This is a genomic window from Pseudoalteromonas sp. NZS71_1, assembly GCF_015864305.1.
Taxonomy (GTDB): Bacteria; Pseudomonadota; Gammaproteobacteria; order Enterobacterales; family Alteromonadaceae; genus Pseudoalteromonas; species Pseudoalteromonas arctica.
The window spans coordinates 187,054-201,677 of sequence record NZ_JADYXM010000006.1; the positions used below are offsets into that span (position 1 = coordinate 187,054).

Here is a 14,624-nt window from a genome sequence, read left to right on the forward strand (position 1 = left end):
TGACAATCACACGCTATTTAACCATAGCTAAAGTAAGGCTTTTTTAATTAACTATGAGAAATTTTTGCAAGTGCTGTTTACTAATCAACCGTATTGAGTGCAATAAACAAAAAATCGGTCAGTGTAGTTACACAGACCGATTTTTTCATTCGTTAATTAAAACATGTTTATTTAAACGAATATTTAATAATACGTTTTAACACCGACGTATACTGTCTAAAAAAACCACCTGTATGATAATCAATACCGTGTTTTTTCAAAACAGCTTGTACTTGAGGCGCTACTTCTTGATAGCGCGAAGACGGCATATCAGGAAATAAGTGATGCTCTATTTGGCAGCTCAAATGCCCTGTTAAAACATGAAACCAATGCGGCCCGTTAATATTAGACGAGCCCAGTACTTGGCGATAATACCACTGCCCTTGCGTTTCGTTTACGCAGTCTTCTTGTTTAAAAGTTTGCGTTTCTTCAGTAAAGTGACCACAAAATATTATAGTCGACGTCCATAAATTACGGATTAAGTTAGCTACTAAATTACCGGCCAATACCCATAAAAATAAAGGTCCTGCAAGTAACGGAAATATCGCATAATCTTTAATTAACTGGCGAGCGCCTTTACTAAAAAAGCGCTGCTTTAATGTAGAGTGTGAAACAAGCCCTTCGCGGTTTTCTTTCTTTTTACCTATAAAAACACGCTCTGCAGCCAACTCGTGATACGACACGCCCCACTGAAATAACACACTTAAATTAATATACGTAAAAAACTGCCATACATTTTTAAAACGCCACTTAAAATCATCGCTCAGGCGCAACAAGCCATAACCAAAGTCTCTGTCTTTACCAATAATATTAGTATACGTATGGTGCTCAAAGTTATGAACGCGGTGCCAACTTTGCCCGTCGCACGCTATGTCCCATTCATAATGCTGTGAGTTAAGTTGCTTGTCGTTCATCCAATCGTATTGACCATGCATTACATTGTGGCCAATTTCCATATTGTCTAAAATTTTAGCAAGTGCTAATAACAACACGCCTGCAACCCACAGTAATGGCTGAATAAAACCAAGCATAAGCAAAATTCGCCCGCTCCATTCACACACTCGCTGTTTGCGCACAACAGAGCGAATGTAGTCGGCATCTTGTTGGCCTACTTTGCCAAGGGTGTCCATTTTAATGGCATCTAACTCGCTTGCGAGCATGTCATAGTTAATGTTTTTCATAATTGTAACTCCAAATCACTAACAGGTTGGCTTACGCAAAGTTGGATTAATTGCTCGCCGTTGTCACTCAATTCACCTGTTTTTAAATTACGTACCACGCCTGACTTTTTAATACATTGGCATTGATGGCAAATACCAATACCGCAACCGCGTTTAACGGGTAGCTTTTTTTCTTCAAACTGAGTCAGTAAAACATCGTTGCCCGATACAACATGGGCACTGGCGTTAATTTTCACATTAAATTGGCTGTCGTCGTTTAAGCTAGGCAGCGCCAAACCAAATGCTTCTTGGTAGTAATTTAGCTTATGCGTTTTAGCAAAATCGCTCACCGTCTGCATAAATGCAGCAGGGCCACAGCAGTATATGTCTGGATTTTCCCACGGCTTAATATTGCTGGTTATATCGTTTGATTGCTCACGCGTTAATAATAAAAACGAAAAATGCTCAAATTGCGCTGCCAACTCACTTAGCTCATCAACACATTGATGCTCAGTGGCTTTTGCGTAATACACTAACGAGACTTTTTGCGTAGTTTGGCCTAAGTAATTATCAAGCATAGCCAGCATAGGTGTTATACCCGACCCACCGGCAACAAAAGTAGCCGGTGTATGTGTATTTTTAAATACAAAGTCGCCGTTTGGCGCAGAAATATTGCACCACAAACCCGCTTTTAATGCGCTACTGAGTAAACCTGTAAAGCGCCCTTGCGCATTTGTTTTGATTAGTAAGCGCACCAAACCTGTATTTTTAAATTGCTGAGCGCTTGAGGCCACGGTAAAAACGCGTGTTAATAATCGCCCATTAATTTCAAGCGTTAAACTTATATGCTGCCCTGACATATGCGCCTGCCATTGTTTGCTTGGCTTAAGTTGCACACTTAAAAAACCGCCATCAAGCACAGCGGTACTAACTACTTGCGCTCTAAACTGCCCTGCACGCCACGCAGGTTTAAACACCTGCATTATTGGCTCTATGTAGCCTGCAAAACTTTGATGGTGTAAAAACCATTTTGAAAATTGGTTTAATACTTGAGTCATCATGGTTAAATCTCTATCAAATCTTAATTATTTTGAACTTACACGTGTACGCCCAAACTTCAGCGCACAAGTGTACGCTCAAATTTTAAGTTTTCAACCCCAATAGAGTAATTATTCAATTTTTTATTAGCACTAATTGCTAAAACAATTTCCTGAGAAGAGGTAATTTTATAAAAATAGAAGTGTGTGTTTTTCATTCAACTCAACGCTTAACAAATTTATTTATGCCATGTTAAGGTTATGTAAGATTGGATTAATTTTGGAAGCCATAATGATAAATTTAATGTCACATAACACACTCCCTAAACTAATAAGTGCAGGCTTAGCCATTGCTATATTTGCTACTAACGCACCCGCGCATGCAAAAAGCGATTACGTAAAAAATTATAAAGAACTCGATACTTTAGCGCTTAGCGTTAACGCAGTAACAGCGGCAGAAGGTGTAGTTATACCTTGGGCTATTGAGCCTTTAGCTAATGGTGATTTATTAATATCTGAGCGCAGTGGAACGTTATTTTTATTACCTAAAAATACCACTACGTTAACTAAAGTCTCTGGGCTGCCCGACATTGACGCTAATGGCCAAGGTGGATTACTTGATTTAGCACTACACACCGATAGTAAGCAAAACCAATGGCTGTACTTTAGTTACTCAAGTAGTGAGGGCAAAGGGAGCGGAAGTAACACCGCCTTAATGCGCGCCAAGCTAAGTAGCGATCATACGCAGTTGTCTGATCAGCAATTGCTATACAAAGGCGAGCATAATAGTACCAAAGGCCAACACTACGGCAGCCGTATTGTGTTTGATAATGAAGGTTATGTTTATTTTTCAATTGGCGATCGCGGCTCGCGCGACTTAAACCCACAAGATCTCACGCGGGACGGCGGTAAAATTTATCGCTTACACGAAAATGGTAATATCCCTAGTGATAATCCGTTTGTTAAACAAAAAAATGCAAAACATGCGGTATGGTCTTATGGGCACCGTAACCCACAAGGCATGTGGTTTGATAATCAAAATAATATTTTATGGTCTCACGAACATGGGCCACGCGGCGGCGATGAGCTTAATATAATAAAAAAAGGCGCTAACTACGGATGGCCTTTAGTAAGTTATGGCGTTAACTACAGCGGCACCAAGTTTACAGACCTTAAAGAAAAAGACGGCATGCAATCGCCCGTATTACACTGGACCCCTTCTATAGCCCCTTCCGATATGTTGTATGTAACGAGTGATAAATATCCAAAGCTTAAAGGTAAGCTATTACTAGCCTCCATGAAGTTTGCTTTTATTAGCGCGCTGGAACTCTCAAAGGGCAAGGTTGTTAAGCAATATAAAATACTCGATGGAATAGGCAGAGTACGTAGCCTAGCTCAAGGCAGTGATGGTTTTATTTATTTAGGTATTGATGGCCAAGGTATTAAACGTCTAGAGCCAGAAACGTAAGCATTAGAACCAGAACTAGCACACAGTACGTTAATAACTACACCGTGTTTACTTTGCGCTTTTAAAGCGCAAAGTAAACATTTTCACCAAACAAAGAACTATTAAGCCAATTAATGCGTACACTAAATACATATAATTTAATAAATTAAGAGAATACTAATGTTTTCATTTTTAAAGCCTGATCCCGTAAAAAAACTGCGTAAAGAATACGACGTAAAACTAGAGCAAGGCATGCAGGCACAAAGAAAAGGCGACATTAAAAGCTTTGCCATGTTAAGTGCCGAAGCCGAAAAAATCTGGAGTGAAATAGAAGTACTTGAGGCAAAAAAAACCAAATAATATCAATCGTGTTAAGTTATTAGACATTTATAGTGACGGATAAATAGAGTGATAACAAGGCATAAATTTCGACATGTAGTTGTTCTACATGAGAAATTTATAACGCCGTTAACGCTTTATTTAGCACGCCAGAAAGGCTAAATATTTAAGTCGATTGGTATCAGTATACTTAAGCGTGTCAGCCTTACTTTAATAGCAGGTAGACACGTTCAGTAAATAATTTATGACCTCGTTTTTTACAGCTTCCACCATCCCTAAACCCCCTTTTATAATATGCTTACACAAACAAGCGTGCTTAAAGCGGTTACTTGCATTATCGCCACCGTTTTTTAGTGAATATTAAATGATTTACAAGGTTGGCATCTTACGATTTATTGGTATATCAGCGTCGGAAACAGCAATTCTTACAGCAGAGCGAACGAGTTAGCGGGCGAGCCTGCTTAATAGAATCAATGAGTTAACCTGTTTAATTGCTCAGGCTAATAGCGACTGTGCGTGGTGAAAATATCATTGCTTAACAGTTAAATATTAGGTTTAATAGGGACATAATAAACGCTGAGTAACGCAGGGATAGCTTAGATACGATATACACGTCAATGAAATTGGCTAGTATCGGTTAGGTCATAAAAAGCCTTTCTTTATAAGTAAAGTCCATAGCATAAACAACACCAACTCTGACACACCGAGCAGGTAGCGCCTCAGCCCAACAAGCGATTATGCAACACAAACTGCGTGTCGCATAAATACTAAAGTGTTATATTTTTCTTGAGGCCGTATGGGCACTACTAAACTAAAAAGTTCGGCGATGGCTAAAAAAGGTGTTAATTATGTGAGAGACATAATTGAATCTTCTAATAGTATTTTTCATGAAGTACATCAAGAGAATGATTACGGTAACGATGCTTTTATCGAACTGGTTGAAGAGGAAGATGTTAAAGGTATAACTTTAGCTGTTCAGGTTAAATCTGGATCATCATTTTGTACTAATAGTTCTTGTAGCATTCCAGCGTCTAAACAGCACTTTGACTATTGGAAATCACATTCTTTACCTGTCATTGGTATTGTTTATGATCCTAATGAAGAGCTTGCTTATTGGATTAATATTACAAATCACTTAGAAAACAATCCTGAAGTCTTAGTTAATGGTCCATATACAATAACTTTTAAGAAAGCAGACTTTTCTCGTTTCACAATGAGTAGCTTTGAAACTCTTTTCAAACCAATACACTTGAAGAAGCAAATAAAGCTACCAATAGACAAATCCATTACCTATTTAACGTCCCAAAGTAACACCGAGCACAGTTTAGGTTTACATGTTTTATTAAATTTATACTGTAATAAGTTAAAAGCTTGGGAAGCTATATTTGACGCTTTTAGAATTAGAAGTATTAACGATTTAGATCCTAGTATTGTTTTTTGTATGGCGCATATCCCTGGTCATCCTGATATTTACTGGGGGAATGGTAAATCTATTACTACGGATGTAAGAAGCGAGTTGCGCATTCTAATATCCAACTTTTCAGAACAAGATATAGTTAAGCTACTTTCTTTGTTAGATGAAGATGAGTTATCTTTTGAACGAGGTACTTTAGGACAAAGTGCTGAGTCAATAATTTCATTGCTTATTCAAAAAGAAGAAAAGCTTCTTTCAATAATAAATAACTCTGAATATCCAATATATGTAAGGGATGCATCTGTTATTTTATTTGCATACTATAAGCAAGAAAAAGCGGTTCCCGAATTAGTTGAAATTACAACTAATTACCCAGAACTTACTTGGGCATCCGAAACTGCGGCGATATTAAAAGAAGAAGGCTGCTTGTATTTCTACTGAAAAAATATAATCGGGTAGCCGTAGGTCTCTAACCTCCAGCTCCCACACCACCAATTATGAATATTGCTCCAAATATCTCTCAATGACACTCAACCTTGTGAAGCTAAGTAATCATTGCTCAGCGCAATGTTAATTCCTTTTTTTGAGCTTCTGCAAGGGCCATAGCTTGTGATCCCACGGGCTATGGCGAGTCGTTCGCTAACACCTCGTTTTATTAAACTGCATACTTTCGTGCGTGGTTTACGCCATTGCCGCCAGTAGCAAAAGCCACCTATATACCTATAATCCATTTCAAAACGCGAATAAAAAAAACACTAAATACTTTTCAATATTCTGCGTAAAACACAGTAATCAATTGAACCAAAATAGGAACTCAGCTATGGTTTGTTCATATAAAAACGAGTTAATCTAAAGGCTCGTTAGGTGTTTCTCAGGTTTGGAGTTCAAATGGGATTTAAGTTTTGGTTCGTTAGAGCATTAAAAGTATTTCTTGGAGTAGCAGCCTTACTTTTTATAGTTGAGTTGCTTAAACAGCATTCAGTTCAAGAAGCATTAATTTTTGCTTGTACTTGGTCTTTAATTACAACAACAGTGTTTATATGTTCAAGATTATATCAATCACGTAAAGGTGTAGGGTGTGCTTTATGTAATGATATTCCAGACAAAAGTGATAAAAACACCTAACAAGATCTTTAAATTGATCATGGTCTTCCCCCCGCTTAATAGACCTCACTATTATTTTCATCATACACATTCTCAGGACTTATTTGCATTAGCAGTGCTGGGTTGTCTATCGGTTTAAACCCGTATTGTGCATAAAGACCATGCGCATCAGAAGTCGCTAATAAAAAGCGCCTGAGCCCTTGTAGCTCAGGGTGCTCTACTATCGTTTTAATAAGTAACTTACTCAGCCCATTTCCTTGCGATTGCGGGGCAATAAATACATCTGCTAAATAAGCAAAGGTTGCTTTATCGGTCACGACTCGGGCAAAGCCAACTTGCTCGTTATGAGCGCTGTAAACACCAAAGCACATTGAGTTATCAATAGCTGATTGCATTACGCTTTTAGGAATGCCTTTGGCCCAATAGCTATTAGCAATAAAGTTATAAATAACGTTAAAGTTAAGTTTGCTTTTGTCTGTGCTTATTGAGTAATCACTAGTGTTTGCGGTCATAAGTTAATAGTCTTTTTTATCAATGTTTTTATAAACATTTCTATAGAACGTTCCTATAGCCTATAAATAATCTTTAACGTTTTTAAGCTGTTTGTCGTGTACTTTTGAAAGCATTAACAACGAGCAAATAGCCCCAAATAACGCCAGTCCCATATCTGATTGGGTATCCCACACGTAACCTTGCGTGCCTAAAAATGCTTCTGCGTTTTCGCCGCTTAACACTGCAACCCACCACTCGATTAATTCGTAAAAGGCGCTAAATGCTAAACATACCGAAATAACAAAAGTGATTAACCAGCCTCGACCATTTACTACTTTTTTGCGCAGTAAAATTTCGCGCGCTAGTAGTGCAGGTACAAACCCTTGAAAAAAGTGCCCTACTTTGTCGTAGTTATTACGCTCGCTACCAAATAGGTTATCGAAAAAAGGGACTTCGGCGTAGGTGTAATGCCCGCCAATCATCAGCACTATGCAATGCGCTAAAATAAATGTATATAAAATAGGGGTAAGATTAAAGTGGCTATAGGTACTTGCTAGCAGCACTAAACCAATAATTGCGGGGATAACTTCAAGCAGCCATGTAAATTGATCTTTTGGGTTAATACCAGACCAAATTAATACAATAAAAAACAGGCTCAACCATAAATACTTCATTTAGAATCCTTTTCTAAATTGATCAAATTTACGGCATTTTACGCCTTTGAAATAAACGACGCTACCTATAGTTTGTTTTTGCAGTAATGCGATTAAACAAAGTAGGAAAAAAGCGCTTAATTGTAGGCGCCCAACCACTTAAACCTTTGCCAATAATCACTTCGTCTTTTTTATTACTTATGGCACGAATCATTTTTGTAGCAGCTACGCTTACATCCATGCCATTCTCTATCGATTCTTCTGGTTTATTTTGCGCTATGCCTTGCTCGTTTAGTGAATTATGCGCAATTGCTGTTTTAATAGAGCCAGGGCAAATTGTTAAACAATGAATGTTATGTTGTGCTACTTCTGCACGTAGGCAATCCATAAAACCAACAACCGCATATTTAGAACCCGAATAACCCGTTCTAAATTTTGAACCTACTTTACCCGCCACACTACTAATAGACACAATTGAGCCACTGCGCTTTGCCACCATAGCAGGCAGTAAAGCTTTAGTAAGTGCAATTAAGCCAAAGTAATTAACCTCCATTAATTGGCGATACACGTTAAAGTCGTTTTCTAAAAATAAGCTACGCTGCGATACGCCGCCGTTATTAATTAAAATATCAATTGCAGGAAGCTCGTTCATTTTTGCTGTTATTGTGCTCAGTACGTGTTCTGGCTGGGCTAAATCAAGCGATATAACTAAGTGCCCTTCGCCTTTAAGCGTTGCTTTTAAATCGTTTAGTTTATCTACATTGCGCGCCGATAAAATAACACGCGCTCCAAGCTCAGCAAATTGTATAGCAAGCTCTTTACCAATGCCTGATGATGCGCCGGTGATCCACACGGTTTTATTATTATATTGCATAAGCACCCGTAATTAATTTTTATTAGTTAAGCCTTTGTAGGGCCAGCTATTGCGTTTACTTCATCTTCTAATGTTTTGTAAAAACCCATTAAAAATAGTAGTTCAACAGTTACGTACAAAGGGCCTATAATTAAACCAATTAGGTCATCTACAAACGCCGGTTTTTTACCTTCGTAATAATGCCCAATAAACTGTAATACCCAGCCAAATACAAACACACCTACGCCAATACTCAACCAAGGCCAAAAAGCCATTGCTGCAATGGGCTGAGCAGCAACAAGGAGTAAGGTGAATATCACGGCCATAATAAAGCCAAGCGAAAAGCTCAGCATAAAATAATAAACAACCGACGCTAATACAAAAAGTTGTGCGCCATCAATTACTACACTACCAAGGGGAATTTGAATGCGCGCTAGTAAACACAACGCTGCAAATACAATGAGCGGAATACCAAAAAAATGCGTTAGTACATTACGTTTAGAACGATGATACAAACCATATTTACCAAGCTGCTGTTGAAGTGTTTTCATTGTTTTGCCTTTATTTTTATATATAAAACTTACTTTAGCAAAAGTAGACACAACAACAATGTCAGGTATCCGACACTTTGTAAATTAAACAAATGCAGAAATTATTTTACCCGGCTCATACTCACCTTTCATATCCGTTCGCTCGCGCCCTTTTTGATACTCTTGCTCAAGCATTTTTTGAAGTTCCTCTATTTTATCAGCAATTGCGCTAGGGTCTGCGCCCTCACTTTGCTGTTCTTTAATGAGCTCTTCTATTGTCGCTTTTAGCTCGTCTATTTTGTTTTTGTTTACACCTAAGCGCTGATAAACCAGCGCTTCTTGGGCACTTTCTAAAAACGTTTGATCTTTTGGCGTTGAGCTTATGCCTTTAGCATCATTTGGTTTTTCATTAGGGAGGGTATTAGTTGCCGCAACTTCGCTTGAACCTGCCGCTTTATTTACTGTTGGAGAGTTATAATTACTATATTGATTTTTAAAGGTTATTGTAGTCATTAGCTCAAATCCATTGTTGCATTACATATTATGTAGCAATTTTGGTTCCAACTAAATAAAGCAGCTTCTATTTAAGCTTGTGTAGCACGGGCCTGTAACTTTTGTTTATCTAAAACAGTTATGCGTTGATACCCCAAACTAATAGCTTGTAAGCTAACAAGCTGTTGCAGTATTTGATTAATAGTTTGGCGCGTTAGGTAGGTCATATCAGCAAGTTGCTGCTGAGATAAAACAAGCGGTGTTAAGTGCTCTGTATGTTCGCTAAGCATTAAAAGTCGATTGCATACTTTTTGCTCAGCGCTTAGTAATGCGTGATCTTCCATTGAGGTAAACATTAGGCGTAACTTTTGTGCCAGCAATAAACCAAACTCTTGCCAATATTGTGGCTGTTCGTTTAATAGCTGTTCAAGCGCGCGTTGGGGCACGTAAAAAAGCACAACATCAGTTTGTGCATATACATCGTGAGTGCGCAGGCCACCATCAAACAAGGTAACTTCGCCAAACCACAGTGATGAATCAATAAAGCTCAATACGGCTTCTTTGCCTTCGTTACTTACGCCACTAATACGCACCACGCCGCTAAGCACTGCATAAATTCCATCGTGCTTATCACCTCGCAAAAATAATGACTGCTGAGCTTTAAGCGAGAGCGTTTTGCCCTGCGTTAATAAAAAGCTTTTTAAATAAGCGCTGCGGCTTTTAAACCAATGCCCTTGCTCTATAACGTTTTGCTGCTGAGGAGTCATTATTTACTGCATTTGCTTATTAAATGGCTGTTTTTCGATAACCAATTTTTTAGGGAAATTTAAATCGGTTGCTATAACAAAATCATCGTAAGGATCATTACCCGAAAACAGCTCAGTTATTAATGTGTCGTTTTTATAAACATTAACGGTTACACCGCTGCCCATACCGCCTGAGTTAATAATATAATAATGATATTCGCCGTTACTAAAAAATAAAATACTCTCGCCAATACGCCCTACTTGCCTGTAGTAACTACCAAATGGTGCATCTGGTGTTGCTTCTTTTTCAAGCCCTATGTCATTAACTCTACCAAATCGATAACTAAGCGATGAGTCATCTTTTGCAACACAAATAGAAAGCACTTTATCGGTAGGCTCTAACTTGTAGGCTGTACTTTCATCTGGGTTACGCACAACTTTATGCATTTTTGCGTTAATGTAGGCCGCTTCATTACTTTTACAATGTGTTGCTAGCATACCGACCACTAAAGCGGGTTCGTTTGTTTGAGCTGCTGGAGGTGTGTTTACTTTGTTATTAGTGGGTAAGTTACTTGCATTATTATTTAGCTGAGGGCTATCTTGCATTGCCATACTTTGGTCGTCACAACCAAACAGTGCAAACAAGAAGAAAGAATAAAAGCTCGCTAAAAATTTAATGCGCATAATAAAATCCATCTATGAGAGAGCCTTTAAAATAGCGATAAAACTAGCGACCCGCAACACTCTTATGCGTAATACTTTATAAGTTTATTTTTAAACCATCTTCTGCAAAAACTACGTTACTTTTTAGTGATTTAATTAACGATTTTTTAAACAATTGCTGATTTTTTAATGACCGATTCATAAAATGAGATAGAACCGCCGTTTTAGGTGCCTAAAAATTTCACATTTAATAATGTGTAAATTTTCAGCAAAGGTGCCTAGGTTTAGTCACCAACGCTCTACCTATTGATTTTAGCCTGTAGTAAAAGCTGATGTTAAAACACCATAAAGTGTTTAAATAACTAAATGAATCAGTAATCGAGTTTCTTATAATAAAATGTTGTTACAGCACTGTTTTGAATTACTTTTCATAACCAACTGTAATTTATGATTTAAATATAAAAACACACATTTTAAAAACAATTTAGTCTCATTTTATTAAAACAATAGTTGACCCTATTTAAAATTTAAACTAGCATTTCTGGAAGCGCTTCCACAAAGCTAAATTAAATAGGCATTTCTGGAAGCGCTTCCATACATTTGACAATGTTTATAATTACACAATAACAGCCCCATACAAGCTGTTAATAATAATGATAAAAGCGCGAGGGAAACCGAATGTCTAACCATATTGTAAGAAAAACAAAGATAGCGACCAGCCTATCTCTGATTTTAGGCGCATCAATCTCTTTACCTGTATATGCACAAGAAGCAAATACAGATGTTGAAGTAATCCAAGTTACTGGTTTTAAAAGTAGTATTAAAGAGTCTACTCGTTTAAAACGCGACGCCGCAGGCGTTGTAGATGCTATATCAGCTGAAGATATTGGTAAATTTCCAGATACCAACTTAGCCGAGTCGCTACAGCGTATTACAGGTGTGTCGATTGATCGTTCAAATGGTGAAGGCTCTAAAGTAACGGTTCGTGGTTTTGGCCCCGACTACAATATGGTAACCCTAAACGGGCGTACAATGCCGGCGGCATCTTTGCCTGCAGGCGGTGGTACACCCAGCTCTCGTGCATTTGATTTTGCAAATTTAGCATCTGATAGCGTTAAATCGGTTGAAGTATATAAAACGGGTAAAGCAAGTATTGCATCAGGTGGTATTGGCGCAACAATTAATATTAATACCGCTCGCCCACTCGATAACCCAGGCTTTGTTTCAAGCATTGGCGTAAAAGCATTACACGACTCAACAAACCGCGTTGGTGATGACATAACACCTGAGCTTTCGGGCTTAATTAGCTGGACCGACAGTGAAGCTAAATTTGGTGCCTCGTTAACTGCAAGCATGCAACAACGCGATAGCTCATCAACAGGTGCGTTTGTAAATCAATGGAATACATCAGCTTTTGACGGCACAATCCCACAAGCTGCAGACGATATTGTTTTAACTAATGCACCCGCCGTTGGCCAGCTTTATTCAATGCCATCAGATTTGCGCTACACCATTGCCGACAGAGAACGTACTCGTACAAACGCGCAATTAACGCTGCAGTACAGCCCAATTGACGATTTAACAGCCACGCTTGATTACACGTATTCTAAGCAAGATTTGTTCGAAGCCCGTGCTGAGCAATCAATTTGGATGGATAACTACAAAAGCGCGCTAACATTTGACGACAACACGGTAAAAACCCCTATTTATTACCGAGAAGAACGTCGCGATCAGCAAACACGCGATTTAGGTTTAGCGTTTCAAGAGTTAAACCAAGTTAACCAAAACGACTCTATTGGTTTAAACGTTGAGTACTATTTCAACTCAGAATTGAGCTTTATGTTTGATGCGCACAATTCAAAAGCCACTAGCAAACCAGATGCACCTTACGGCAGCTGGGTAAACGCAGGCTTGGGCGCAAACGTAGTTAACGCACAAGAAGTTGATTTTAGCCGCGAGCTTCCATCAATGAGTATCGATTTTGATGATTGCCGCCGAGACAACCTAAATTGTAATAACACATTAGATGCCTCTGATGTGGGTACGTCTATTTTAGATTCTAACTTTGCTCGCCAAGAGTCTGAAATCACAGAATTTAGAATCCATGGTAAATACGAAATTGAAAACGGCGCAATTGACTTTGGTATAGAGTCTCGCTCTATGGAAAGCCATTCACTGCAATCACTTACACGTAATACAATGGGTAACTGGGGTATAGAAAACCCAGGCGAACTACCTGATGGCTACCTAAACCCAACAAACTTTTTAGCTGAGTTTGACGACTACGATACATCGGGCTCGTTCAACCAAGGTTATACCGGCAGCGCATCGCAAATTGGTTACTGGGCAGGTGAAGAATACGGCTTTAACTTTGCAGCCGATGGCGCATTTGCAACTAACCGCACCATTGAAGAAGACATAACCGCAGCGTTTGTGCAATTTACTTACAACGGCTACATTGGCGATATGCCATACAACATTGTTATTGGCGCACGCCAAGAGTCTACCGACATTACCTCAACGGCTAATATCGACTTACCTAACGCAGTAGCATGGGAAGGTAATAACGACTTTAATGTTCGTTTTGGCTCAGATAAAGAAGATTTCACCCTTAAATCTAGCTACGATCACTTTTTACCAAGCTTTGACTTTGACATTGAAGTAATCGAAAACGTAAAAGCGCGTTTTTCTTATAGCACTACAATTGCTCGCCCAACTTACGACAACTTAAGTTCAGCAGCGACTGTTGGTGTACCGGGTGCCCCTACTCTTTTAGCGGGTTCTTCACCGGCTACAGCGTCAACGGGTAACCCTGGCTTAGTGCCGCTTGAATCAGACAATATTGATGTATCGGCTGAGTGGTACTTTGCAGAAACAAGTTATGTGTCGGTAGGTTATTACACTAAAGACATCGAAAACTTTATTGGTTTGACACCAATGACGCAAAACTACTACGGATTACGCGATGCAACAGCTGGTCCTCGCGCACAAGCTGCCATTGCTGAACTAGAATCTCGCGGACTTGCCCTAACCGATTCAAACTTATTTCAAATGGTTGCCGCAACAGAAAACAACGTTGATTTTGACTCTATGACCTACGAAGAGTTTGAAGCCGCTTACGATGTAATTGCTAACAGCGATGACCCACTACTAGAATTTACAGCGCAAGTACCTACCAACAATAAAAATGCCACCATTGATGGTTTTGAAGTTGCCTTTCAGCACTTTTTTGGTGAAAGCGGTTTTGGTGTGCAAGCAAACTACACCACAGTTAACGGCGACATAGACTTTGATGTAAACGCCGACCCTACTACTACGCAATTTGCACTAGTGGGTTTAAGCGATACAGCTAACTTTATTGCAATGTACGAAAACGATGATTTTCAAGCACGTATTGCTTACAACTGGCGTGATAAGTTTTTAAATAGCGCAGCTCGATACGTAAATGAGCCAGGCTTTACTGAAGAATATTATCAAATCGACTTTAATGTTGCGTACAACTACAGCGAGCAACTCTCGTTTTTTGTTGAAGGCCTTAACATTACTGAACAAAACAGCCGAGAACATGGCCGTACGTCAGTACAATTGTGGAACCTACAACAGCTAGGCGCACGTTACAATATTGGTATGCGTTACAACTTCTAAAGGTAATACA

General features: G+C 38.9%; 14 protein-coding genes. 5 read left to right on the top strand and 9 right to left on the bottom strand.

The genetic code is table 11. The features are described from left to right. Window positions 1-167: 167 nt before the first annotated feature. On the bottom strand, window positions 168-1,220 hold the full coding sequence (locus I6F43_RS11445) for a fatty acid desaturase family protein (RefSeq protein WP_197102399.1): 1,053 nt from the start codon (window positions 1,218-1,220) through the stop codon (window positions 168-170). Continuing rightward, the gene (locus tag I6F43_RS11450) at window positions 1,217-2,260 is read right to left on the bottom strand and encodes a flavin reductase family protein (protein WP_197102401.1); all 1,044 of its coding nucleotides are present in this window, start codon (window positions 2,258-2,260) and stop codon (window positions 1,217-1,219) included. The genes I6F43_RS11445 and I6F43_RS11450 overlap by 4 nt, the downstream gene beginning before the upstream one ends. A gap of 268 nt (window positions 2,261-2,528) precedes the next feature. Between I6F43_RS11450 and I6F43_RS11455 the strand changes: the two genes are divergently transcribed. The 4 genes from I6F43_RS11455 to I6F43_RS11470 all read left to right on the top strand — a co-directional run bounded on the left by I6F43_RS11455 (window position 2,529) and on the right by I6F43_RS11470 (window position 6,561). Further along, complete coding sequence (locus I6F43_RS11455; protein ID WP_197102403.1) at window positions 2,529-3,704, top strand: PQQ-dependent sugar dehydrogenase; 1,176 nt, start codon at window positions 2,529-2,531, stop codon at window positions 3,702-3,704. 159 nt (window positions 3,705-3,863) lie between these two features. Then, entirely contained in the window at window positions 3,864-4,043 is a 180-nt protein-coding gene (locus tag I6F43_RS11460; RefSeq protein ID WP_182693960.1) for a DUF6435 family protein, read from the top strand. Window positions 4,044-4,818: 775 nt separating this feature from the next. Further along, the gene (locus I6F43_RS11465; RefSeq protein ID WP_197102405.1) at window positions 4,819-5,877 is read left to right on the top strand and encodes a DUF4365 domain-containing protein; all 1,059 of its coding nucleotides are present in this window, start codon (window positions 4,819-4,821) and stop codon (window positions 5,875-5,877) included. A 447-nt stretch (window positions 5,878-6,324) separates the two neighbouring features. Then, complete coding sequence (locus I6F43_RS11470; protein ID WP_197102406.1) at window positions 6,325-6,561, top strand: hypothetical protein; 237 nt, start codon at window positions 6,325-6,327, stop codon at window positions 6,559-6,561. 35 nt (window positions 6,562-6,596) lie between these two features. Here I6F43_RS11470 and I6F43_RS11475 read toward each other — a convergent pair whose 3' ends face one another. The 7 genes from I6F43_RS11475 to I6F43_RS11505 form a co-directional block, all read right to left on the bottom strand. Beyond that, complete coding sequence (locus I6F43_RS11475; RefSeq protein ID WP_197102407.1) at window positions 6,597-7,052, bottom strand: GNAT family N-acetyltransferase; 456 nt, start codon at window positions 7,050-7,052, stop codon at window positions 6,597-6,599. Between the two features lie 60 nt (window positions 7,053-7,112). Then, on the bottom strand, window positions 7,113-7,706 hold the full coding sequence (locus I6F43_RS11480; protein ID WP_197102408.1) for a DUF2238 domain-containing protein: 594 nt from the start codon (window positions 7,704-7,706) through the stop codon (window positions 7,113-7,115). Window positions 7,707-7,767: 61 nt separating this feature from the next. Next, window positions 7,768-8,559: an SDR family oxidoreductase gene (locus I6F43_RS11485; protein ID WP_197102409.1), complete on the bottom strand. Its 792-nt coding sequence runs from the start codon at window positions 8,557-8,559 to the stop codon at window positions 7,768-7,770. A gap of 26 nt (window positions 8,560-8,585) precedes the next feature. After that, window positions 8,586-9,089 (bottom strand): Mpo1 family 2-hydroxy fatty acid dioxygenase, encoded by a 504-nt coding sequence (locus I6F43_RS11490; protein ID WP_024597905.1) that lies wholly within the window; start codon window positions 9,087-9,089, stop codon window positions 8,586-8,588. 84 nt (window positions 9,090-9,173) lie between these two features. Further along, complete coding sequence (locus tag I6F43_RS11495) at window positions 9,174-9,581, bottom strand: hypothetical protein (RefSeq protein WP_197102410.1); 408 nt, start codon at window positions 9,579-9,581, stop codon at window positions 9,174-9,176. A 71-nt stretch (window positions 9,582-9,652) separates the two neighbouring features. Then, a complete protein-coding gene (locus I6F43_RS11500) occupies window positions 9,653-10,327 on the bottom strand; it encodes a Crp/Fnr family transcriptional regulator (RefSeq protein ID WP_101163003.1) in 675 nt (224 codons plus the stop codon). Window positions 10,328-10,330: 3 nt separating this feature from the next. Continuing rightward, the gene (locus I6F43_RS11505) at window positions 10,331-11,002 is read right to left on the bottom strand and encodes a hypothetical protein (RefSeq protein ID WP_197102411.1); all 672 of its coding nucleotides are present in this window, start codon (window positions 11,000-11,002) and stop codon (window positions 10,331-10,333) included. A gap of 645 nt (window positions 11,003-11,647) precedes the next feature. Between I6F43_RS11505 and I6F43_RS11510 the strand changes: the two genes are divergently transcribed. Further along, entirely contained in the window at window positions 11,648-14,614 is a 2,967-nt protein-coding gene (locus tag I6F43_RS11510) for a TonB-dependent receptor (protein ID WP_197102412.1), read from the top strand. Window positions 14,615-14,624 lie beyond the last annotated feature (10 nt).